The sequence below is a fragment of the Streptomyces sp. NPDC093261 genome, assembly GCF_044753645.1.
Classification (GTDB): Bacteria; Actinomycetota; Actinomycetes; order Streptomycetales; family Streptomycetaceae; genus Streptomyces.
The window spans coordinates 300,087-320,977 of sequence record NZ_JBIVNO010000006.1 but is presented as its reverse complement, the minus strand read 5'-3'; the positions used below and the strand labels follow the sequence as shown (position 1 = coordinate 320,977).

Below are 20,891 nucleotides of genomic sequence, written 5' to 3'. Positions count from 1 at the left end.
GCCGTCCGCGCGCGAAAGTTACGACCGTTCACCCCTTTTGGTGGTGCGATGGACAACCGTCCGTCGCGCCACCGCCTTGTCCGCTTACGTTCGTCCCGCTGCGAGCCGCCGGCACAACGGCGGCTCCCCATACGGGAGATCGGGGGTGCACTCGTGCGCATCGGACTGCTTACGGAGGGTGGCTATCCATATGTGTGCGGTGACGCCAGGCTCTGGTGCGACCGCCTCGTACGCGGACTCGGGCAGCACGAGTTCGACATCTACGCGCTCAGCCGCACCGAGCGGCAGGAGGCCGAGGGCCGGCTGCCGCTGCCGCCGCACGTCGGCCGGGTACGGACGGCCCCCCTGTGGACCGCGCGGGACGACGGGGCCACGCACGGGCGCCGGGCGCGCCGCCGGTTCGCCGAGGCCTACGCCGAACTGGCCGCCGCTCTCTGCACCGCCCCGGAACCAGGGTCGCCGCAGGACCCCCCGGGAACGGCAGGTCCCGAGGCGGACCGTTTCGGCAATGCCCTGCACGCGCTCGCCGAACTCGCCCGCGACGAGGGCGGACTGACCGGGGCCCTGCGCTCCGAGGCCGCCGTACGCGCCCTGGAACAGGCCTGCCGCGCGCCCCACGCCCTGCGGGCGGCGCGCACGGCGCGCGTTCCCGAACTGCTCCGGACGGCCGCACATCTCGAACGCGCCCTGCGCCCTCTCTCGCTCGACTGGTACGACGACGACGCGCTCGGCTCGGTCGACCTCTGCCACGCCACCGCCGGCGGTACCGCGGCCCTGCCAGGACTGCTTGCCCGGCACTTCGCCGGCATCCCGCTGCTCGTCACCGAGTACGGCGTGCACCTACGGGCGCACTACCTGGGGACCTCGCGCGAGACACCCCCCGCTGTGCGCGCCGTGCTCGCCTCCTTCCACCGCCTGCTGGCCGCCGAGGTCTACCGCCGGGCCGCGTGCATCACGCCCGGCAACACCCACGCCCGCCGCTGGCAGGAGCGCTGCGGCGCCGACCGGGAAAAGCTGCGCACCGTCTACCCCGGCATGGAGGCGGCCCGCTTCACCGAGGTGGGCGAGTCGGCCGACCACGCGGACCCCCGCACCCTGGTCTGGGTCGGCCGTGTCGAACCGGCGAAGGACCTCATCTCCCTGCTCCACGCCTTCGCCGAGATCCGCAAGGAGGAGCCGCGGGCCCGGCTGCGGATCGTCGGTGCCCCGGCGGGTGGCGAGGGCACGGCCTACCTGGGGCACTGCCGGGCGCTGGCCGCGCAGCTCTTCCCCGACGAGGCCGACGGCGTGCACGACGTCGGTGACAACCCGGTGTCGTTCGAGGACATCGGCGGCCCGGAGATGCCCGGGCTCGCGGAGGCCTACGCGGCAGGGGCGGTCGTCGTCCTGTCGAGCGTCGTCGAAGGCTTTCCGATCAGCCTGGTGGAGGCCATGTTCTGCGGCCGGGCGACGGTCTCCACGGACGTGGGCGCCGTGGTGGAGGTCATCGGCGGCACGGGTCTCGTCGTCCCGCCGCGCAACCCGCGCGCGCTCGCGGAGGCGTGCGTGGCGCTCCTGCGCGATCCCGAGCGCCGTGAGCGCCTCGGCGCGGCCGCCCGCGCCCGGGCCCTCGAACTGTTCACCGTCGAGCAGAACGTCACGGCCTTCCACGACCTCTATCTGGAGGTCGTCTCGCACTCGCCCGTCCGGCGCGTGCTCGTGGACGGCAGCGGGGAACCGCTGCCTTTCGGAGTGCCGGCGGAGGCCCATCTGCCCGGCCACTGGACCGCGCCGCGACTGCCGCGCGGCCGACCGCGCTGGGCGTGGACACCGGGCGAGACGACGGTACCCGTACGCGCCACCGGCCTTCCGACACCCGTCCCGGCGGCGGAGGGCGCGCGATGAGCGACGTAGGAGAACTGGACCGCCGCCCCGGTACCCCGGAGGGCCCCTGGGACGCGGTGTCCTGGGAAGCCCTGACCCCCCAGGAGCGGCCGCGGGCCGACCGCGCCCCCGGGCAACAGGCCGCCCCGGAACCCGCTCCCCAGGCGGCCGGCACCGCCGGCCCCCCGTCCGCCGGCGACGCTGACCCCGCCCGCAGGCCCCCCGCCCGCCGTGGCACCGTCGATCCCGTCAAGGCCCTGATGCACCGCCACCGCGACCTGTGCGAACGGGCCGTCGACCCGCTGGAGATCGTGGCCGGTCTGGAGGCCCACGGCCTCACCGACCGGGCCGCCGCGCGCTTCCACCACCGGGATGTGTTCTCGCTCGCCGAGGAGATGTACGCGCGCGTACCCCGCGACGGCGACCGGCCCTCACCGCCGGCCGCCCCGGCGGACGCCCCCCGCCAGTCCCGTGCGTGGGCCGCGGCCGCGGGGCTGCTTCCGGGCGCCCTGGCCACGGCCACCGTCATCGGGCTCCGGCTCACCGACGGCAGGCTCCGCCTCGGCGTCGCCGCACTCGGTGCCCTCGCCGTCACGTTCGGGCTGCGCGCGGCCCTCGGCCGGGGCCCCCTGAGCGCACCCGCCCACCGGGCCCGCATCGCCACGCGCGCGTGGACATGCTGGCTCCTCGCCTACGCACTGCTCGGCGACGGTCTGCTCCGCGCCGCGCTGGACGGCGGCCCCGACGGTGCCGTCCCCGCGGCCATCGCCCCGGTCCTCGCCCTCGCCCTGGCCTGCGGGCCGGCCGTCTGGTGCGCCCGCCTCTTCGCGCTGCGCGCCCGCCGCCGGCTCGCCGACAGCCGGGGCCTGGAGGACTTCACCACGTCGGTCACACCGCTCCTCCTCGGCACCGTCGCTCTCTTCCTGTGCGCACTGACCGCTCTGCTCACGCTGTGCGCGGCCCTCCTCCACGAGCCCGCCGCCTACGCCGGGGCCGGCGCCCTGGGCGCGCTCCTGCTGCTCGCCCGGCTGCTCACCGCCCATGGCTTCGGCCGTGCCCAGGCCGCCGCCCTCGGCACCGCGACCGCCGCCGAGGCGACCGCCCTGGCCACGGTCTTCGCCGGCCGGCTCCCCGGCTGCGGATTCCTGGCCGCCCCGGTGCGCACCCTGACCGAGGCCCTGGGCACCGGCGCCGTCCCGGCCCTCGCCTGCGCCCCGGTCGCCCTGGCCCTGCTCGTCCACGCGATCCGCACACTGACCCGGGCCTCGGCCCATGCCGGGCCCCCGGGATCACCCTGAGCCGGCCCATGGCATCCCCACCACCCTGAGGCTCCGGCCCACCGGCCTCCCCGGCGTCATGAGCCACAGCCACTGCGCGGGACCCGGTCCCGCCTCCTTGCTCCCGCGGGGCCGACACCGCGGGCCCCTCTCATCCCACGGCACCACCCCTGAAGGAGAACGCCAGATGATCACCTCCCGAACCGGAGAATCCGCCCCGGGAGCCGCCCGATGAGGGTCCTGCTGATCGGAGCCAACGGATACCTCGGCCGCTTCGTCGCCGACCGCCTGCTCGCCGACCCGGCCGTGCAGCTCACCGCGCTCGGCCGCGGCGACGACGCCGATGTACGGTTCGACCTCGCGTCCGGCAGCCCCGGCGCCCTCACCCGCTTCCTGGACGCCGTGCACCCCGGGGTCGTCATCAACTGCGCCGGAGCCATCCGCGGCGGCGCCCGGGAACTCACCCGGCACAACACCGTCGCCGTCGCCACCATCTGCGAGGCCCTGCGCCGCAGCGGTTGTGGGGCCCGCCTGGTGCAGATCGGCTGCGGCGCCGAGTACGGGCCCAGCCAGCCGGGCTCCTCCACGGCCGAGGACGCCGTCCCGCGTCCGGGCGGGCCGTACGGCGTCAGCAAGCTCGCCGCCACCGAACTCGTCCTCGGCTCCGGGCTGGACGCCGTCGTGCTCCGCGTGTTCTCGCCCGCCGGGCCCGGCACGCCCGCCGGATCCCCGCTCGGCCGCCTGGCAGAGGCGCTGCGTCGCGCGATGCAGGCCGGCGACGGCGAACTCAAGCTCGGCGGCCTCGGCGTGCAACGCGACTTCATCGACGTCCGCGATGTCGCCCGTGCCGTCCACGCCGCGTCCCTCTCCGCCGCCCAGGGCGTGATCAACATCGGCTCGGGCCGCGCGGTGCGCCTGCGGGACGCGGCGGCCGTCCTCGCCCGGGTCGCCGGCTACAGCGGGTCCCTGCATGAGCTCGACGGTCCCCCCGGGCCGATGCGGCCGTCCATCGGCCACCCCCGCACCGACCCCGAACACCCGGCGCCGACGGCCTACCCCTACCCCGACGGCTGCGGCAGCTGGCAGCAGGCCGATGTGCGCACGGCCCGCGACCGGCTCGGCTGGCGGCCCCGGATCAACCTCGAGGAGTCCCTCGCCGACATCTGGATGGAGGCGGCATGCCGCATCTGACCAGCACCGCCGCGGGCACCGCGAGCACCGGTCTGGGCGTGGGCCTCGGTATCCCCGGGTATGCGCACCCCCTGGTCGCCCCCCTGGAGTGGAACGCGCTCACCCGCCCGGGCGCCCCGGTGCACTGGGCCGCCCTGAATGTGAGCGGCGGCCCCGGCGCCCGCCTCGACCCGCACTGCCTGGAGGCCACCGGACGTCTGCGCACCGCGGGCGTCCGTGTTCTCGGTCACCTCGACCTCATCCAGGGCACGCGGTCCTTCGGCGAGCTGATCTCCGAGGCGCACCGGTATCTCGACTGGTACGAGGTCGACGGCTTCCTCCTGGACCGGTGCCCGACCGAACGCGCCGCGCTCCCCGAGATCCGCCGACTGACCACCACGCTCCGGGTCCTTCTCGACCACGGGCACATCGTCCTGGGCCATGGCACCCATCCCCATCCCGGATACGCCGAGAACGCCGACCAACTGGTCACCTTCTCCGGCACTTGGAACGACTACCGCTGGTCGCAGGTGGCCGAGTGGACCGCCGACTACCCGCCCGAGCGGTTCTGCCACTTTGTGCACGGGGTGCCGCGCGGCCATCTCGAGGAGGCGCTGCGCATCGCCCGCTGGCAGGGCGCCGGCACCATCTGGTTCACCGACCGCACCCTCCGCGGCGGCCGCACCGCTCCCTGGGAGACCATGCCCGGCTACTGGGACGACATCGTCTCGCGTCTCGGAACGGGTGTCTCGGAATGAAGAAGGGCGTGGCAGTGTTACGAGGAGAACAACCGTAGTGATCGACCGACCAACGGAGTCCCCGTGTCGCTGCCACCCCTGGTCGAGCCGGCTGACGAGCTCACCGTAGACGAGGTCCGCAGGTACTCCCGCCACCTGATCATCCCCGATGTCGGGATGGACGGGCAGAAGCGGCTGAAGAACGCCAAGGTGCTCTGTGTGGGCGCGGGCGGCCTGGGCTCGCCGGCGCTGATGTACCTGGCCGCGGCGGGCGTGGGAACGCTCGGCATCGTGGAGTTCGACGAGGTGGACGAGTCGAACCTCCAGCGGCAGATCATCCACAGCCAGGCCGACATCGGCCGCTCCAAGGCCGAGTCCGCGCGCGACACGGTCAAGGGCATCAACCCCTATGTGAACGTGATCCTTCACGAGGAGCGGCTCGAGGCCGACAACGTGATGGACATCTTCAGCCAGTACGACCTGATCGTCGACGGCACGGACAACTTCGCGACCCGATACCTGGTCAACGACGCGTGCGTGCTGCTGAACAAGCCGTATGTGTGGGGCTCGATCTACCGCTTCGACGGCCAGGCCTCCGTCTTCTGGTCCGAGTACGGCCCCTGCTACCGCTGCCTGTACCCGGAGCCCCCGCCGCCGGGCATGGTCCCCTCCTGCGCCGAGGGCGGCGTCCTCGGCGTGCTGTGCGCGTCCATCGGCTCCATCCAGGTCACCGAGGCGATCAAGGTCCTCACCGGCACCGGCGAGCCGCTGGTCGGCCGGCTGATGATCTACGACGCCCTGGAGATGCAGTACCGCCAGGTCAAGGTCCGCAAGGACCCCAACTGCGCGGTCTGCGGTGAGAACCCGACGGTCACGGAGCTCATCGACTACGAGGCCTTCTGCGGCGTCGTCTCCGAGGAGGCCCAGGCGGCGGCCCTCGACTCGACGATCACTCCCAAGCAGCTCAAGGAGTGGATCGACGACGGCGAGAACATCGAGATCATCGACGTCCGGGAGCCGAACGAGTACGAGATCGTCTCCATCCCGGGCGCCCGGCTGATCCCCAAGAACGAGTTCCTCCTGGGCACCGCCCTGGTGGGCCTCCCCCAGGACAAGAAGATCGTCCTGCACTGCAAGACGGGTGTCCGCAGTGCGGAAGTCCTCGCGGTCCTGAAGTCGGCCGGCTTCGCGGACGCGGTCCACGTCGGCGGCGGCGTCATCGGCTGGGTCAACCAGATCGAACCGCACAAGCCGGTGTACTGACCGGCCCCTCCGCTGACCAGCGGGACCGAAGAGGCCCACGGCCCTGACGAGTTCAGGCGCTGTGGGCCTTCCTGTCGTCAGGAGCAGACCTTGCCGTCCCTCGGGACCGTGCCGTTCAGGAGGTACGCGTTCACGATCGCGTCCACGCACTCGCTTCCGCTGCCGTACGCACCGTGGCCCTCGCCCTTCCAGGTCAGTTCGACGCCGACGCCCTTGCCCAGCCCGTCGGCCATCCTGCGGGCACCCTCGTAGGGGGTCGCCGGGTCCCCGGTGTTGCCCACCACCAGCACCGGCGCGGCTCCCGGGGCGCTGACCTCCGGGTGGTCGAACTGTCCGGCCGCCGGCCAGTCGTGGCACCAGCCGGCCGTGTCCCAGCCCAGGAAGTCGCCGAAGACGGGCGAGATCCTCTCGAACTCCGGCAGCAGCGCCTTCACCTGCTGGGCCGTCGGCCGCTGTCTGTCGTCCAGGCACGATATGACCCGCTGTGAGTGCGTCGTCGTGCCGTAGTGCCCCAGGGCGTCGCGGTCGTTGTACTCGTCGGCCAGACGCAGCAGCTCCGAGCCGTTGCCGTTCCGCGCCGAGGTGAGGGCGCTGGTGAGGACAGGCCAGGTCTCCTTGCTGTAGAGCGGCAGCACGATGCCGGTGAGGGCCAGGGTCTGGGTGAGCCTGCGCCCGGACGCCGTCGGCAGCGGCTTGGCGTCGATCCGCTTGAGCAGGGCCGCGATCTTCTGGGAGCCCTGCCGGGGGTCCTGGCCCGTCGACTTCAGGTAGTCGTCGAGCGCCCGCTGGAAACCAAGGGTCTGGTTCTTCGCATGGCCCAGGCTGTCGGCGGTCGGGTCGACCACGGCGTCCAGCACCAGGCGCCCCACGTTCTGCGGGAACAGGTGGGCGTACACACCGCCCAGTTCGGTGCCGTAGGAGATGCCGAAGTAGTGCATCGAGCGGTCGCCGAGGACCTGGCGCATCAGGTCCATGTCGCGCGCGGTGTCGGCCGTCGACACATGCGTGATCAGTTTGCCGGCCGCCTTCGCGCATCCCCTGCCGAAGTCGGTGGCGTCGTCGAGGTACGCCTTCAACTCGGCCGGGTCGTCGGGTGTGGCGTCGATGGACTCGGCCGCCTGGATCGCCTTGTCGCTGCGGCAGCGGATGCCCTCGCTCGCGCCGACTCCGCGCGGGTCCCAGCTCACCAGGTCGTATCGCTCGTGGAGTTGGGAGGCCGTGCTCGCGTACGACGGCATCGTGGAGATGCCGGAGCCGCCCGGGCCACCGAAGTTGAACAGGAGCGAGCCTATGCGGTCGCCTCCGGTCGCCCCGGACCGGATCAGCGCGATGCCGATCGTCTCACCGTCGGGCTTCGACCAGTCCAGGGGCGCCTTCATCATCGCGCACTGCCAGTCGCCGCTCGGGACCGAGACGCCCTTGCAGCGGCTCCAGGCGAGCTTCTGGGCAGTGAGCGAGGCGGGCAGCCCCGGAGAGGCGGCCTGCCGCGGTGCCGGCGCCGACGCCGACGTGCCGGAGTTGCCCTTGCCGTCGTCCGCGCTCGACTCGGACGAGCCGCTTCCGCAGCCGGTGATCAGCATGGCGGCCGCGACCGCGGCCGACCACCGTACGACACGTGACATGTGCACCCCCCTCACCGGCTCCCCGCACGGAGCAGCGGAGAGCAGTCAGGCCATGGTAGGCGGATCGAGCGGAGCCCATGGCTGCCTGTGGAAAACGGTCTGACCTGCACTTTTCCTCCGAACGCCGTGGGGTCGGGGGCCAGGTGCCCGCAGCGCGGGACCCGTTGGAAGCGGGGATCGCCGTGGCGGGAGCCGCCCGGGGATCAGGAGCAGACGGTGCCGGTCGCGGGGACCTTGCCGTTCAGCAGGTAGTTGTTGACGGCGCTCTGCACGCAGTTGTTCCTGCTGTCGTACGAACCGTGTCCCTGGCCCCGGTACGTCAGCTCGACGCCGATGCCCGGCCCGAGCGCCTGCACCATCCTCTTCGCCCCCTCGTACGGCGTCGCCGGGTCACCGGTGTTGCCGACCACGAGGATCGGCGGGGCGCCGGGGGCGCTCACGTCCGGGTGGCTGGCGGCTCCGGCCACCGGCCAGTTCGTGCAGCTGATCAGGCCCCAGGCCAGATAGTCGCCGAACAGCGGGGAGGCGGCCCGGAACTGCGGCAGTCTCGCCTTCACATCGGCGGGGGTGTAACGCGGCTTCTCGTCCGCGCAGTTGATCGCGACGTTCGCGGGGACGAGATTGCTGTACTGGCCGTTCTCGTTGCGCCCGTTCATCGCGTCCGACAGCGCCATCAGCAGCTTGCCGTCACCCGCGTACGCCTGCTTCAGGCCATCGGTGAGGTATCCCCAGAAGTCCTTGGAGTACAGGGCCTGCGCGATGCCGTTCGTGGCGGCCGTCTGGGTCAGGCGTCGCGGGAAGATGCCGGGGAGCGGCTTCGTCTCGAGGTCCTTCAGCAGCTTGGCGATCCGGTTCTCGACATCCTGCGGGGTGCGGCCGACCGGGCAGCCGGTGCTCTTGGAGGCGCAGTCCCGGGCGTAGTTGTCCAGCGCGAGCTGGAACCCCTTGGCCTGTCCCAGCGAGGCCTGCACCGGGTCCTCCGTCGGGTCGATGACCGCGTCGAGGACGGCCCGTCCCACGTTCTTGGGGAACAGGTGCGCGTAGACGGCGCCGAGTTCGGTGCCGTACGAGATGCCGAAGTAGTACAGCTTGGCGTCGCCGAGCACCTTGCGCATCAGGTCCATGTCGCGGGCGGCGTCGGGGGTGCGCACATACGGCAGGACGCGCCCCGAGTGCTGCTGACAGGCCTTGTTGAACTGCTTGGTGTTGTTCAGGAAGGTCGTCTGCTCGACCGCGGTGTCGGGCGTCATGTCCTGCTGGAAGTACGCGTCGAGCTGCGGGTCGTCCTCACACTTGACGCCCGCGCTGCGGCCGACGCCGCGTGGGTCGAAGCTCACCAGGTCGTAACGGGTGCGCAGGGTCTCGTAGTCCTGTGCGAAGGCGGGCAGCGCGGTGACCCCGGAGCCGCCCGGGCCGCCGAAGTTGAAGACGAGCGACCCGATTCGCTTGTTCGGGGGACCGCTGGTCTTCGCCCGGATCAGCGCGATCCCGATGGTGCCGCCGGTGGGGTCGTTCCAGTTGAGGGGCGCCTTCATGGTCGCGCACTGCCACCGTGTGCCGCTCGGCAGGGGAGCGGGGGCACTGCCGCCGCCCTCCGCCTCGGACGGCGCGGGGCAGTCCTTCCAGATCAGCTTCTGGCTCGACAGCTCTCCGTCCACGAAGCCGCCGGCGCAGCCCGCCATCAGCGAGGGCAGGACGGCGGCGGTGGCGATGAGGGCGGCGGCGCGGATGCGGAGTCGGTTGGGCATGTTCCCATCCTGGGCCCGTCCGCTGCGGAGCGCTCGGGGCGTGGTCCGTGCGGGTGAGGCGCCGATCCTGCGCTTCCCGGAGCGGCAGCTCGCACTTCCGGGTCGGCAGCTCGCACTTCGGGGCCGGCAGTTCGCACAGGAAAGCACTCACTTGGGGCGCTTCCTTCCGAGCGCTTCCTCGCGTGTCTAGAGCGCTTCCTTGCGCGACAGGTGGTTGAAGAACAGCCACCCCGGCAGCACCGGCAGCCACAGCGTCAGCAGCCGGTAGAGCAGCACCGCCGGCGCCGCGACCTCCTTGGGCAGGCCGACCGCGATGAGGCCCACCGTGAGGGTGGCCTCCACCGCGCCCACGCCGCCGGGGGTCGGGGCGGCCGAACCGAGCGCGTTGCCCGCCAGGAACACGACCGCCACACTGGCCAGGCTCAGCGTGGTGTGCTCCTCGTGACCGAACGCCCGGATCGAGGCGTCCAGGCACATCACGAAGCAGGCGGTCAGCAGCAGCATGCCGCCGATGCCGGTGATCAGTTTCTGCGGCCGCTGGAGTACGTCGAGCATGCGCGGCACCACACCGGCGAACAGCGACCTCACGCGTGTGACGACGAATTTCCGCATGAACGGCACGGACGTCACCACCAGGACGAGCACCGCGACCGTCAGCAGACCGGCGATGACCGTGCGGGACGGCGACAGGGACGGGGTCTTCTCGGTGCCGGTGAGGTAGCCGAACGACAGCAGCATCAGCACATGGCAGCCGAGCCCGAACAGCTGCGAGGCGCCGACGCTGGCCACCGCGAGCCCCGGCCGTACGCCCGCCCGCTGGAGGAAGCGTGTGTTGAGCGCGACACCACCGACCGCGGCGGGGGCCACGATCTTCACGAACGACCCGGCGACCTGTGCCGCCACGGCGCGCCAGAACGGCACCCGTTCGGGCACGAAGCCGAGCAGCGCCATCGCCGCCGCGACATAGCTCAGCGCGGAGAAGAACACGGCCGCCGCCACCCAGCCCCACTCGGCGTTGGCGAAGAGCGTGCCGAACTCGATGTGGGTGAGCTGCGTCAGCAGGAAGTACGCGCCGATGGCACCGGCGATGAAACTGATCAGCGTGCGCGGCCGCACCCGCTCCAGGCGGGCCGGCTCGACCGGCGCCTGGGGCCTGATCCGCAGCACCTGGTGGCGGATCTGGGTGAGGAGGTCCTCCTCGCGTGCCTCCTCCAGCGCCTCGCCGATCGCGCGCTTCTCGGCCCGCTGCTCGGCGCGTGCGGCCTTCTTGTCGGGCTTGTCGGGGACCGCCCCGGTGGCGTCGCCCGCCTCCGCCGCGCGGGCCAGCTTCGCCTGCCGGGAGGCCTCCAGGACCGCCTCGCGTTCGCGCTGGGCCCGCTCCCGGGCCAGTTTCCGCAGCGTCGCGCGCGTGGTGCGCGTCAGTGCGATCGGCTGCAGCATGGGCAGGCAGTCGGCGACCGCGTCCGGGCCGAGCACGGAGACAGCGGAGGCCACCGCCCGTTCGGCGCCGACTCGCAGTCCGAGCGTGGTCAGCAGCTGCGCGATGTCCATGCGCAGCACCAGATCGCCGGCCGCGATCTCGCCGCTGCGCAGGTCGGTCAGGATGACGATGCCGGAACGATCCACCACGATGGCGTCACCCGCGAGCCGGCGGTGCGCGATGCGCCTCGACTGGAGAGCCCGCACCTGGTGCCAGGTGTCGTGCAGCAGCCCGTCGGTGATCTCCTCGTCGGACAGTTGGTCCAGCGTGCGGCCGCCGGTGTGCTCGTAGACGAGCATCACCGCGTCGGGGCCCAGCTCGGAGGTCGCGATCAGCCTGGGCGCGTTGGCGCCGGCCGCGATCGCCGCGTACGCGAGGAGTGCCTCCTGCTCCAGGGCCTGGCGCAGTGACTGCAGGCTGCTGCGGGTGGTGATCCCCCGTAGCGTCAGCCGGCGCCACACCCGGTAGAAGAAGCCCTGTGCCTGCTGCTCGCGGTCGACGACCGTGACGTCCAGGGGAGGCCCGTCCTCCAGAGTGACGAAGTAGCGCCGGCCGCGGTCGCCGTTCTCGGCTGTGTCGGGCATCTCCTCCCGCGCCGCGCTCACGGGCCGGAAGCCCACGGTGCGCAGACCCGCCATCAGAGTCCGCCCGGTGGGCTGTACGTTCGGCGAGCCGACCGCGTACAGCGTCCCGGCCGCGACGCTCCAGCCGATCAGCACCGTCAGAATGATCGAGAACGGTGTCGTGTAGCCGGTGACCAGCATGGAGAACGCGTCGAGCAGCAGCACCACCCACAGCACGGCGCGCCAGCGCGGTCTGCGTGACATGCCAACCGCCGTCATATAGGCGATGACGGGCGCGAGATAGCCGTGCACCGGGTCGGTCAGGGCATGGATGTCGCCGGGGGAGGGCTGGGTGAGCGCGTCCTGGATCGAGGGCGGCGCGGCCCTGGCGACCCACAGGTCCGTGGCGAGTGTCACCCCGTGGGCGAGGACCGCCGCGAGGACACCGTCGGCGATGCGCAGACCGTCCCGCTTGATCAGCCGTTCGATCGCGAAGGCGACCGGCACCAGCAGGATCGCGATGCTGGACGCCAGACCCGCGATGTTGATCAGGAGATCGGGCGCCTGGCCCGTGCCCTTGTTGATGTCCTGTTCGAGACCCGAGGTGGTGCCGTGCGCGAACGCGGCGATGGCGAGCAGCACCCCGATCGCGAGGATGCCCACCAGGAGGCGCATCAGATCGGAAGGACGGTGCACGCGCGCGGGGAGCAGCGGTTCGTCGCCCTCCACCTCGTCGTTGGGGGCGTCCGCGCAGCCCGCCTCCGGGTCGGGCGGCCGCTGCGCGTCGTCCGCGCGCCGCTGTGCGTCCTTCCGCGGCCCGTCGTGCCCGGGCGCCTTCTCCAGCGAGACCTGTGGGACCTGAGGAGTCTCCTTGTCCTGCGCCTTCCCCGCATCCTCGCCTGCGCTGGGGCCCGCTGCGGTGGTGTCCGGGCGCGACGAACCCTCAGAGGTGCCCTCCGCTCCGTCGGGGTGCACTCCCTGCTGCTTCATCGTCTCTTCTTGGTCTCGTATCACCGATCACCGCCCGCACGATGGTGGCATGCCCACCCGACACACGGGGGCATCAGGGTGCAAATGCGGGGGCGCACAGTCTGCCCGAAGCGCCGGGCCGGGGCGAGGGCTGCGCCGGGCCGCTCTCTCTTCTCACATTGTCGGTGGCGTGGGGCAGGATGGGCCGGATGAGCGAGCAGAGCCTTCCGGTGGACGCCCTGCCGGACTACGCGGAGCGGGTCCTTGACCTGGCCGAACGCATCCCGCCGGGGCGCGTCATGACGTACGGGGACGTCGCCGAGTGGCTGGAGGAGGGCGGCCCGCGCCAGGTGGGCCGTGTGATGGCCCTCTACGGGGGAGCGGTCCCCTGGTGGCGAGTGGTCCGCGCCGACGGAGTACTCCTGCCGGGGCACGAACTGGACGCCCTCGGCCACTACCGGGAGGAGAGCACCCCGCTGCGGGAGGCCGGCCGCGCGTCCGAGGGCCACCTGCCGCGCCTGGACATGAAGCGCGCGCGATGGGACGGCGGCGGATGCGTGAAAGGTCACACCTGACAGCTTCCGGCATCGGACGCGCCGGACGGGAAGCCGTGGCCCGTTCGGGGGAAACGCGGCACGTCCGTGACATGCCGTACGTTCGTGCGGTGAGGGACGGGCGTGACCGGAGGGACTCCTGGGAACAAGCGGAAGCCCTGCTTCCGGGACCCTCCCGGGCGTAGCGTCAACGGCGCGCGTCCCCCTCATCCCGCGGCCACCGCCCGCCCCACGCGGCGACACCCCCACCCGCGGCCCGACCCCCACCGCCCGACGACGGCGCCCCGCACCGACAGCGACAAGCCCGAGCACGACCACCAGGACCGGCGAACCACGTGAGCTCCTCTTCCTCCACCAGGCGCCTGCCGCACCCCAAGGTGCGGCAGGGGAGCCGCGGCGCTTACCGACTGGTGCGTACCCCGCCCGTCCGGGTGGATCCCCCTCGACTTGACGCAACGCAGCGTGCGGTGGTTGACCACCGGGCCGGCCCCCTGCTCGTCCTGGCGGGCCCGGGCACCGGCAAGACCACCACACTCGTGGAATCCGTGGCCGCCCGGATCGCCCGCGGCGGCGACCCGGAACGCATCCTGGTGTTGACCTTCAGCCGCAGGGCCGCCGTCGACCTGCGCGACCGCATGGCGCTGCGCACCGGCGCGGCGCACGCCCCGCAGGCCACCACGTTCCACTCGTTCTGCTACGCCCTGGTCCGCGCGCACCAGGGCAGCGACCTCTTCGTCGAGCCGCTACGGCTGCTGTCCGGCCCCGAACAGGACGTCGCCGTGCGGGAGCTGCTCGCCGGGCAGCCCGACCTGGAGCGCCTCGGCCTCGCGCATGTGCGCTGGCCCGACGAACTGCGCGCCTGCCTCACCACGCGCGGCTTCGCCGACGAGGTGCGCGCCGTGCTGGCCCGCAGCCGGGAGCTGGGCCTCGGCCCGCAGGCCCTGCGCCGGTTCGCCCGACGCATAGGCCGTCCCGACTGGGAGGCCGCCTCCGCGTTCCTCGCCGAGTACCTGGACGTCCTCGACCTCCAGGGAGTGATCGACTACGCGGAGCTGGTCCACCGCGCGGTGCTGCTGGCCCGCCGCCCCGAGGTCGCCGGGCAACTGGCCGACCGGTACGACGCGGTCTACGTGGACGAGTACCAGGACACCGACCCGGCGCAGGTGCGGCTGTTGCGGGCGCTCGCGGGCGACGGGAGGACCCTGGTGGCCTTCGGCGACCCCGACCAGTCGATCTACACATTCCGGGGTGCCGATGTGGGCGGCATCCTGGACTTCCCGCACACATTCCCCCGCCCGGACGGCGCCCCGGCGCCCGTGCACGTCCTCAGGACGTCCCGCCGCTCCGGCGCCGCCCTTCTCGCCGCCACCCGGCTGATCACCCAGCGCATGCCGCTGACCCGCCTCCCGGCGGACAAGGTCCGCGCCCACCGGGAACTCGCGCCGGTACGGGACGGGGGCCGCGTCGAGGTCCACACGTACCCCACGCCCGGCGCCGAACTGGACAACATCGCGGACATCCTGCGCCGGGCCCATCTGGAGGAGGGCGTCCCCTGGAGCGAGATGGCCGTCCTCGTACGCGCCGGAGCCCGCGCCATCCCGACGGTCCGCCGTGCCCTCACGGCCGCCGGGGTTCCCCTCGACATCGACGGAGACGACCTGCCGCTGCGCCATGAGCCGGCGGTGACACCACTGCTGACGGCGCTGCGCGCGGTGGCCCGCGCGGAGGCCGCGCCCATCCGTCCCGAGGAGGCCGCGCCCATCCGTCCCGAGGAAGACGGGCGGACTCACCCGGAAGAGACGCCGCAGGGCGAGGCACATACCGACACCGAAGAGGGCGTCGACTCCGGGGATGCCACGCAGGACCCCGGGCACGCCCGAGTCTGGCTCGACACCGAGACCGCGCTCGCTCTCCTCACCTCCCCCCTCGCCGGCATGGACGCCGCCGATCTGCGCCGCCTGGGCCGCGCCCTGCGCGAGGAAGAGCGGGCCGCAGGCAACCCCGTACCGCCGCCCTCCGACCAGCTCCTCGCGCGGGCCCTGGCGGAACCGGAGCGCCTGGTCGCGCACGACCCCGCGTACGCACGCGGAGCCCAACGCCTCGGCGCACTGCTCAGAAAGGCACGGGAACGGCTCGCGGGCGGCGGCACGGCCGAGGAGGCCCTGTGGGAGCTGTGGGACGGCACGCCCTGGCCCAAGCGCCTGGAGAGCGCCTCCCGGCGCGGCGGCGCCGGGGGCCGCAATGCCGACCGTGACCTCGACGCCGTGTGTGCCCTGTTCGCGACCGCGGCGCGCGCCGAGGAGCGCACCGGCGGCCGGGGCGCACTCAACTTCCTGGAGGAGATCGAAGCCCAGGACATCGCCGCCGACACGCCGACCCGCCGCGCCGTGCGCCCCGACGCCGTACGCCTGATGACCGCCCACCGCTCCAAGGGCCTCCAGTGGCGCCTGGTCGTCGTCGCCGGCGTCCAGGAGGGTTTGTGGCCCGACCTGCGCCGCCGCGGCTCCCTGCTGGAGGCCGACCGCATCGGCCGCGACGGGCTCGCCGAGCCCCTCACTCCCGGCGCGCTGCTCGCGGAGGAACGCCGCCTGTTCTACGTCGCCTGCACACGCGCGCGTGAACGTCTCGTCGTCACCGCCGTGAAGGCTCCCGCCGACGACGGGGACCAGCCCTCCCGCTTCCTCACCGAACTCGGCGTCGAACCCAGAGACGTCACCGGCCGCCCGCGCCGCCCCCTGTCCGTCGCCGCGCTCGTCGCCGAACTGCGCGCCACGACCGTCGACCCGCGTGTCTCCGACGTCCTCAGGGAGGCCGCCGCCCGCCGGCTGGCCCGGCTCGCCGCGCTCGCCGACGACGACGGCCGCCCCCTCGTGCCCTCCGCGCACCCCTACCGCTGGTGGGGCATGTGGGACCAGACCGAGAGCAAGGTGCCGCTGCGCGACCGCGACCAGCCCGTGGTCCTCTCCGGCAGCGCGCTCGACCAGCTCGCCAACACCTGCGCCCTGCAGTGGTTCCTCGGACGCGAGGTGAAGGCCGACGCGCCCGCGACCGCCGCCCAGGGCTTCGGCAACGTGGTGCACGTCCTCGCCGACGAGGTCGCCTCCGGACGCACCCCCGCCGATCTCGACGTCCTCATGGAGCGCCTTGACTCGGTGTGGAACGCCCTCGCCTTCGACGCGCCCTGGAAGTCCGCGCAGGAGAAGCACAACGCGCGCGTGGCGCTCGAACGCTTCCTGAGGTGGCACGTCGACTCGAACGGCAGCCGCGCCGGGCGCACCCCGGTGGCCAGCGAGCACGACTTCGACGTCACGCTCGCGGCGGGCGACTACCAAGTGCGCATCCGCGGCTCCATGGACCGTGTCGAGACGGACGGCGAGGGCCGCGCCTATGTCGTCGACTTCAAGACCGGCAAGCAGGCGCCCAGCGCCGCCGAGGTGGCCCGCCACCCTCAGCTCGCCGTCTACCAGCTGGCCGTGCGCGAGGGCGCCGTCGACGACGCCTTCGACGGCGTGCGGCCCGAACCGGGCGGCGCCGAACTCGTCCAGCTGAGGCAGGGCGCCTCCAAGAAGGACGGCGGCGAGACCCTGCCGAGGGTGCAGGCTCAGGAGCCCCTCGACGGACAGTGGATCGGCGACCTGCTGGCCACCGCCGCGGGCAAGGTCCTCGACGAACGGTTCTCCCCGACCACCGGGCAGCACTGCACGCACTGCGCCTTCCGCGCCTCATGCAGCGCACGACCGGAGGGCCGCACCGTCGTGGAGTGAGGACGGGGAGCCAGCACATCGGAAGCACGTCGAGCGGGACACCGGGCGAGCCGGTGAGGGAACGCCGGTGAGCGAGCCCCCGGTGCACCGGTGTGACAGACGGCACCAGGCGCGCCGACCAGCGCTTCTCCCGCCCGGGCGGCCGATCCGGCGTCCGCTGTCAGTGGCCACCGCTAGCCTCTCCGACGTGCCCGCCCGTATCAGTGACCCCGAGCAGCTCAAGGAGCTCCTGGGCATCCCGTTCACCCCGGAGCAGACGGCCTGCATCACCGCGCCGCCCGCCCCGCAGGTGATCGTGGCCGGAGCCGGATCGGGCAAGACCACGGTGATGGCGGCCCGCGTGGTGTGGCTGGTGGGAACCGGACAGGTCGCACCCGAACAGGTGCTCGGCCTGACGTTCACCAACAAGGCGGCCGGTGAACTCGCCGAGCGCGTCCGCACGGCACTGGTCAAGGCGGGCGTCACCGACCCGGACGTCATCGATCCCGACAACCCGCCCGGCGAACCCGTGATCTCCACCTATCACGCCTTCGCGGGCCGCCTGCTGACCGACCACGGTCTGCGCATCGGGCTCGAACCGGCCTCCCGGCTGCTGGCCGACGCCACCCGCTACCAACTCGCCGCGCGCGTACTGCGCGAGGCCCCGGGGCCCTATCCGGCACTCACCCGCTCCTTCCCCGACCTCGTCAGCGACCTCCTCACCCTCGACTCCGAGCTGTCCGAGCACCTCGTACGGCCGGAGGACCTGCGCGCCTACGACGCCGAACTGCTGCACACCCTGGAGGGCGTCCGGCTCACCAACGCCGACCTGCGCAAGGTCCCCGAGACGGCCGCCGCCCGCCGGGACCTGGCCGAGCTGGTCGGCCGCTACCGCGCGGCCAAACGAGAGCGCGACCTCCTCGACTTCGGCGACCAGATCGCCCTCTCGGCGGCCCTGGCCCGCCTTCCCGAGGTGGGCCGCATCCTGCGCGACGAGTACCGCGTCGTCCTGCTCGACGAGTACCAGGACACCTCGGTGGCTCAGCGCGTCCTGCTCGCAGGGCTCTTCGGCGGCGGCACCGGCCACCCCGTGACCGCCGTCGGCGACCCCTGTCAGGCGATCTACGGCTGGCGCGGCGCGTCCGTCGCCAACCTCGACGACTTCCCCGAGCACTTCCCGCACGCCGACGGCCGCCCCGCCACCCGCCAGGCACTCAGCGAGAACCGCCGCAGCGGCGGTCGCCTCCTCGACCTCGCCAACGGCCTCGCCGAGCCGCTGCGCGCGATGCACGCGGGCGTGGAAGCCCTCCGCCCCGCACCGGGCGCCGAGCGAGACGGACAGGTCCGCTGCGCGCTGCTGCGCACCCACGACGAGGAGATCGACTGGATAGCCGACTCCCTCGCCCACCTCGTGCGTACCGGCACCGCGCCCGGGGAGATCGCGGTCCTGTGCCGCACGGCGACCGACTTCGCCCGTATCCAGGGCGCGCTCGTCGCCCGTGACATCCCGGTCGAGGTCGTGGGCCTGTCCGGGCTGCTGCATCTGCCCGAGGTCGCCGACCTCGTCGCGGTCTGCGAAGTCCTCCAGGACCCCGGCGCCAACGCCTCCCTGGTCCGCCTCCTCACCGGCCCGCGCTGGCGCATCGGCCCCCGCGACCTCGCCCTGCTGGGCCGGCGTGCCCGGCTGCTCGTGTCCCACGCGCGCGTGGCCGCCGACGACGACCCGGACCGTCGGCTCGCCGCGGCCGTCGAGGGTGTCGACCCCGCCGAGGTGATCTCGCTCGCGGACGCCCTCGACACCTTCCTGGAACTGCCCATGGAGGCCGGCCGTGAGGACGACGGGCTGCCGTTCTCGCCCGACGCGCGCGTGCGGTTCGCCCGCCTCGCCACCGAACTGCGCGAACTGCGCCGCTCCCTCGCCGACCCCCTGATGGACGTCCTGCACCGGGTGCTCGCCGTCACCGGCCTGGAGGTCGAGCTGTCCGCCTCTCCGCACGCACTGGCCGCCCGCCGCCGCGAGACCCTGTCGAACTTCCTGGACGTCGCCGCGTCGTTCGCCGCCAACGACCCGGACGCCTCCCTGCTGGCCTTCCTCGGCTTCCTGCGCACCGCCGCGCAGTACGAAAAGGGCCTCGACAACGCCCTGCCCGGCGGCGAGAACACCGTCAAGGTCCTCACCGCCCACAAGTCCAAGGGCCTGGAGTGGGACGTCGTCGCCGTCCCCGGACTGGTCACCGGCACCTTCCCCAGCAGCCAGGGCCGCGAGAAGTGGACCGCGCAGGGCAAGGTGCTGCCCCACGCCCTCCGCGGCGACGCCGACACCCTGCCCGACGTCGAGTCCTGGGACTCGCGGGGCCTCAAGGCCTTCCACGAGGCCATGAAGGATCACCAGCACACCGAGGAACTCCGCCTCGGCTACGTCACCTTCACCCGCCCCCGTTCCCTGCTGCTCGGCTCCGGCCACTGGTGGGGCCCCGCCCAGAAGCGCCCTCGCGGCCCTTCCGCCTTCCTCCAGGCTCTCCACGACCACTGCGCCGCCGGGCACGGCGAGATCGAGGCGTGGGCCGACGAGCCCGCCGAGGACGAGGAGAACCCGGCGCTGCACGCGGCCGCCGCCGACCAGGCCTGGCCGCTGCCGCTGGACGAGGAGGCCCTCACACGCCGAAGGGCGGCCGCCCAGACGGTCCTGACCCATCTGGAGCGGATCGCCTCGCGGACCACGTCCGCGCACGACGAGCCGTCCGCATACGGCGACCCGGAGTGGCCGCCACCACCAGAGGAGGACGAGGACGAATACGGGCCGGACGGCGACGGCTACGGGCCGGATGACGACGACCGTTACGTGCCGGACGGCGAGGCACTCTACGACCCGTACGGAACGGGCGACGCGGCACCCTACGACCCGTACGGACCGGGCGACGCGACACCGTACGACCCGTACGGACCGGGCGACGAGGCACCCTACGACCCGTACGGACCGGGCGACGAAGACCCGTACGGACCGGGCGACCGGCCGAGCCACCGCCCGTCGGACCCGCCGCCATCAGCACCTCACGCGCGCGTGCCCCTGCACGCTCCCTCACATGTGGACGCCCCCACGCCGGCGGCCGCCCCCACCCCTACCGTCCCCCACGCCCGTCGGCGCCCCGCCGAGGACACCCCCGTGCTCACCCCCGAAGACGCCCGCACCATCGCCTCCTGGGACCGCGACCTGGACGCCCTCACCGGGGAACTGCTGCGCGCCCGTACGGCCGTCACCGACGTGCCCCTGCCACCGTCCCTGACCGCCTCCCAGGTACTGCGGCTGGCCGCCGACCCCGACGGGCTCGCGCAGGAACTCGCACGCCCCATGCCCCGCCCCCCGCAACCCGCCGCGCGCCGAGGCACCCGGTTCCACGCGTGGGTCGAGGCACGCTTCGAGGAACTGCGCCTGCCCATGCTGGAGCCCGAGGAACTGCCGGGCACCGAGGCCGAGATCGCCGACGAACGCGACCTGGAGGCCCTCAAGGACGCCTTCGAACGCACGCCCTACGCGCACCGCACCCCCTACCGCGTCGAAGCGCCCTTCCAGCTCGCCATCGCCGGACGCGTCGTCCGCGGCCGCATCGACGCCGTGTACCGCGTGGACGACGCGGACGGGACCTCGTACGAGATCGTCGACTGGAAGACCAGCCGGACCCGCAGCGGTGACCCGCTCCAGCTCGCCCTGTACCGGCTGGCCTGGGCCGAACGGCAGAACGTACCCGTGGAGAGCGTCAAGGCCGCGTTCCTCTACGTCCGCAGCGGCGAGGTCGTGCGCCCCGAGGGCCTGCCGGACCGGGCCGCGCTGGAGCGGCTGCTGCTCGGGGAGTCCGCCCGCGAGGAACCGGCCGACCAGGATGCCGACGCGGGCCGATAGGCTC

The 20,891-nt window shown here is 73.0% G+C and carries 11 protein-coding genes; 8 read left to right on the top strand and 3 right to left on the bottom strand.

What is annotated here, in order from left to right; genetic code table 11:
* The first annotated feature begins 153 nt into the window (after positions 1 to 153).
* The 5 genes from ACIP94_RS16885 (at position 154) to moeZ (ending at position 6,310) form a co-directional block, all read left to right on the top strand.
* Positions 154 to 1,884: a DUF3492 domain-containing protein gene (locus ACIP94_RS16885; protein WP_402425656.1), complete on the top strand. Its 1,731-nt coding sequence runs from the start codon at positions 154 to 156 to the stop codon at positions 1,882 to 1,884.
* Positions 1,881 to 3,161, top strand: coding sequence for a hypothetical protein (locus ACIP94_RS16880; protein ID WP_402425654.1), 1,281 nt, complete (start codon positions 1,881 to 1,883; stop codon positions 3,159 to 3,161). The genes ACIP94_RS16885 and ACIP94_RS16880 overlap by 4 nt, the downstream gene beginning before the upstream one ends.
* Positions 3,162 to 3,371: 210 nt before the next feature.
* On the top strand, positions 3,372 to 4,331 hold the full coding sequence (locus ACIP94_RS16875; protein WP_402425652.1) for an NAD-dependent epimerase/dehydratase family protein: 960 nt from the start codon (positions 3,372 to 3,374) through the stop codon (positions 4,329 to 4,331).
* Positions 4,319 to 5,068 (top strand): spherulation-specific family 4 protein, encoded by a 750-nt coding sequence (locus tag ACIP94_RS16870; RefSeq protein WP_402425650.1) that lies wholly within the window; start codon positions 4,319 to 4,321, stop codon positions 5,066 to 5,068. Before ACIP94_RS16875 ends, ACIP94_RS16870 begins: the two co-directional genes overlap by 13 nt.
* Positions 5,069 to 5,131: 63 nt before the next feature.
* Positions 5,132 to 6,310: an adenylyltransferase/sulfurtransferase MoeZ gene (gene moeZ / locus ACIP94_RS16865; RefSeq protein WP_402425648.1), complete on the top strand. Its 1,179-nt coding sequence runs from the start codon at positions 5,132 to 5,134 to the stop codon at positions 6,308 to 6,310.
* Positions 6,311 to 6,387: 77 nt separating this feature from the next.
* Here the strand turns inward: moeZ and ACIP94_RS16860 are convergent, their stop codons facing one another.
* From ACIP94_RS16860 to ACIP94_RS16850, 3 genes are all read right to left on the bottom strand, one after another.
* Positions 6,388 to 7,932, bottom strand: a complete 1,545-nt coding sequence (locus ACIP94_RS16860) for an alpha/beta hydrolase (RefSeq protein WP_402425646.1) — start codon at positions 7,930 to 7,932, stop codon at positions 6,388 to 6,390.
* 203 nt (positions 7,933 to 8,135) lie between these two features.
* Positions 8,136 to 9,680 (bottom strand): alpha/beta hydrolase, encoded by a 1,545-nt coding sequence (locus ACIP94_RS16855; protein WP_402425644.1) that lies wholly within the window; start codon positions 9,678 to 9,680, stop codon positions 8,136 to 8,138.
* A 186-nt stretch (positions 9,681 to 9,866) separates the two neighbouring features.
* Positions 9,867 to 12,713, bottom strand: coding sequence for a lysylphosphatidylglycerol synthase domain-containing protein (locus ACIP94_RS16850; RefSeq protein WP_402425642.1), 2,847 nt, complete (start codon positions 12,711 to 12,713; stop codon positions 9,867 to 9,869).
* A gap of 188 nt (positions 12,714 to 12,901) precedes the next feature.
* Here ACIP94_RS16850 and ACIP94_RS16845 point away from each other — a divergent pair, with 188 nt between their 5' ends.
* The 3 genes from ACIP94_RS16845 to ACIP94_RS16835 all read left to right on the top strand — a co-directional run bounded on the left by ACIP94_RS16845 (position 12,902) and on the right by ACIP94_RS16835 (position 20,887).
* Positions 12,902 to 13,267, top strand: a complete 366-nt coding sequence (locus ACIP94_RS16845; protein ID WP_402425640.1) for an MGMT family protein — start codon at positions 12,902 to 12,904, stop codon at positions 13,265 to 13,267.
* Positions 13,268 to 13,581: 314 nt separating this feature from the next.
* Positions 13,582 to 17,010 (top strand): ATP-dependent helicase, encoded by a 3,429-nt coding sequence (locus ACIP94_RS16840; RefSeq protein ID WP_402425638.1) that lies wholly within the window; start codon positions 13,582 to 13,584, stop codon positions 17,008 to 17,010.
* Between the two features lie 187 nt (positions 17,011 to 17,197).
* A complete protein-coding gene (locus ACIP94_RS16835; protein ID WP_402425636.1) occupies positions 17,198 to 20,887 on the top strand; it encodes a UvrD-helicase domain-containing protein in 3,690 nt (1,229 codons plus the stop codon).
* Positions 20,888 to 20,891: the final 4 nt, after the last annotated feature.

What these genes read in the sequence shown, in the direction of transcription:
- ACIP94_RS16880 (WP_402425654.1), top strand. Translation starts at nt 1,881, where the DNA reads ATGAGCGACGTAGGAGAACTGGACCGCCGCCCCGGTACCCCGGAGGGC.
- ACIP94_RS16875 (WP_402425652.1), top strand. Translation starts at nt 3,372, where the DNA reads ATGAGGGTCCTGCTGATCGGAGCCAACGGATACCTCGGCCGCTTCGTC.
- ACIP94_RS16870 (WP_402425650.1), top strand. Translation starts at nt 4,319, where the DNA reads ATGCCGCATCTGACCAGCACCGCCGCGGGCACCGCGAGCACCGGTCTG.
- ACIP94_RS16860 (WP_402425646.1), bottom strand. Translation starts at nt 7,932, where the DNA reads ATGTCACGTGTCGTACGGTGGTCGGCCGCGGTCGCGGCCGCCATGCTG.
- ACIP94_RS16855 (WP_402425644.1), bottom strand. Translation starts at nt 9,680, where the DNA reads ATGCCCAACCGACTCCGCATCCGCGCCGCCGCCCTCATCGCCACCGCC.
- ACIP94_RS16850 (WP_402425642.1), bottom strand. Translation starts at nt 12,713, where the DNA reads ATGAAGCAGCAGGGAGTGCACCCCGACGGAGCGGAGGGCACCTCTGAG.
- ACIP94_RS16845 (WP_402425640.1), top strand. Translation starts at nt 12,902, where the DNA reads ATGAGCGAGCAGAGCCTTCCGGTGGACGCCCTGCCGGACTACGCGGAG.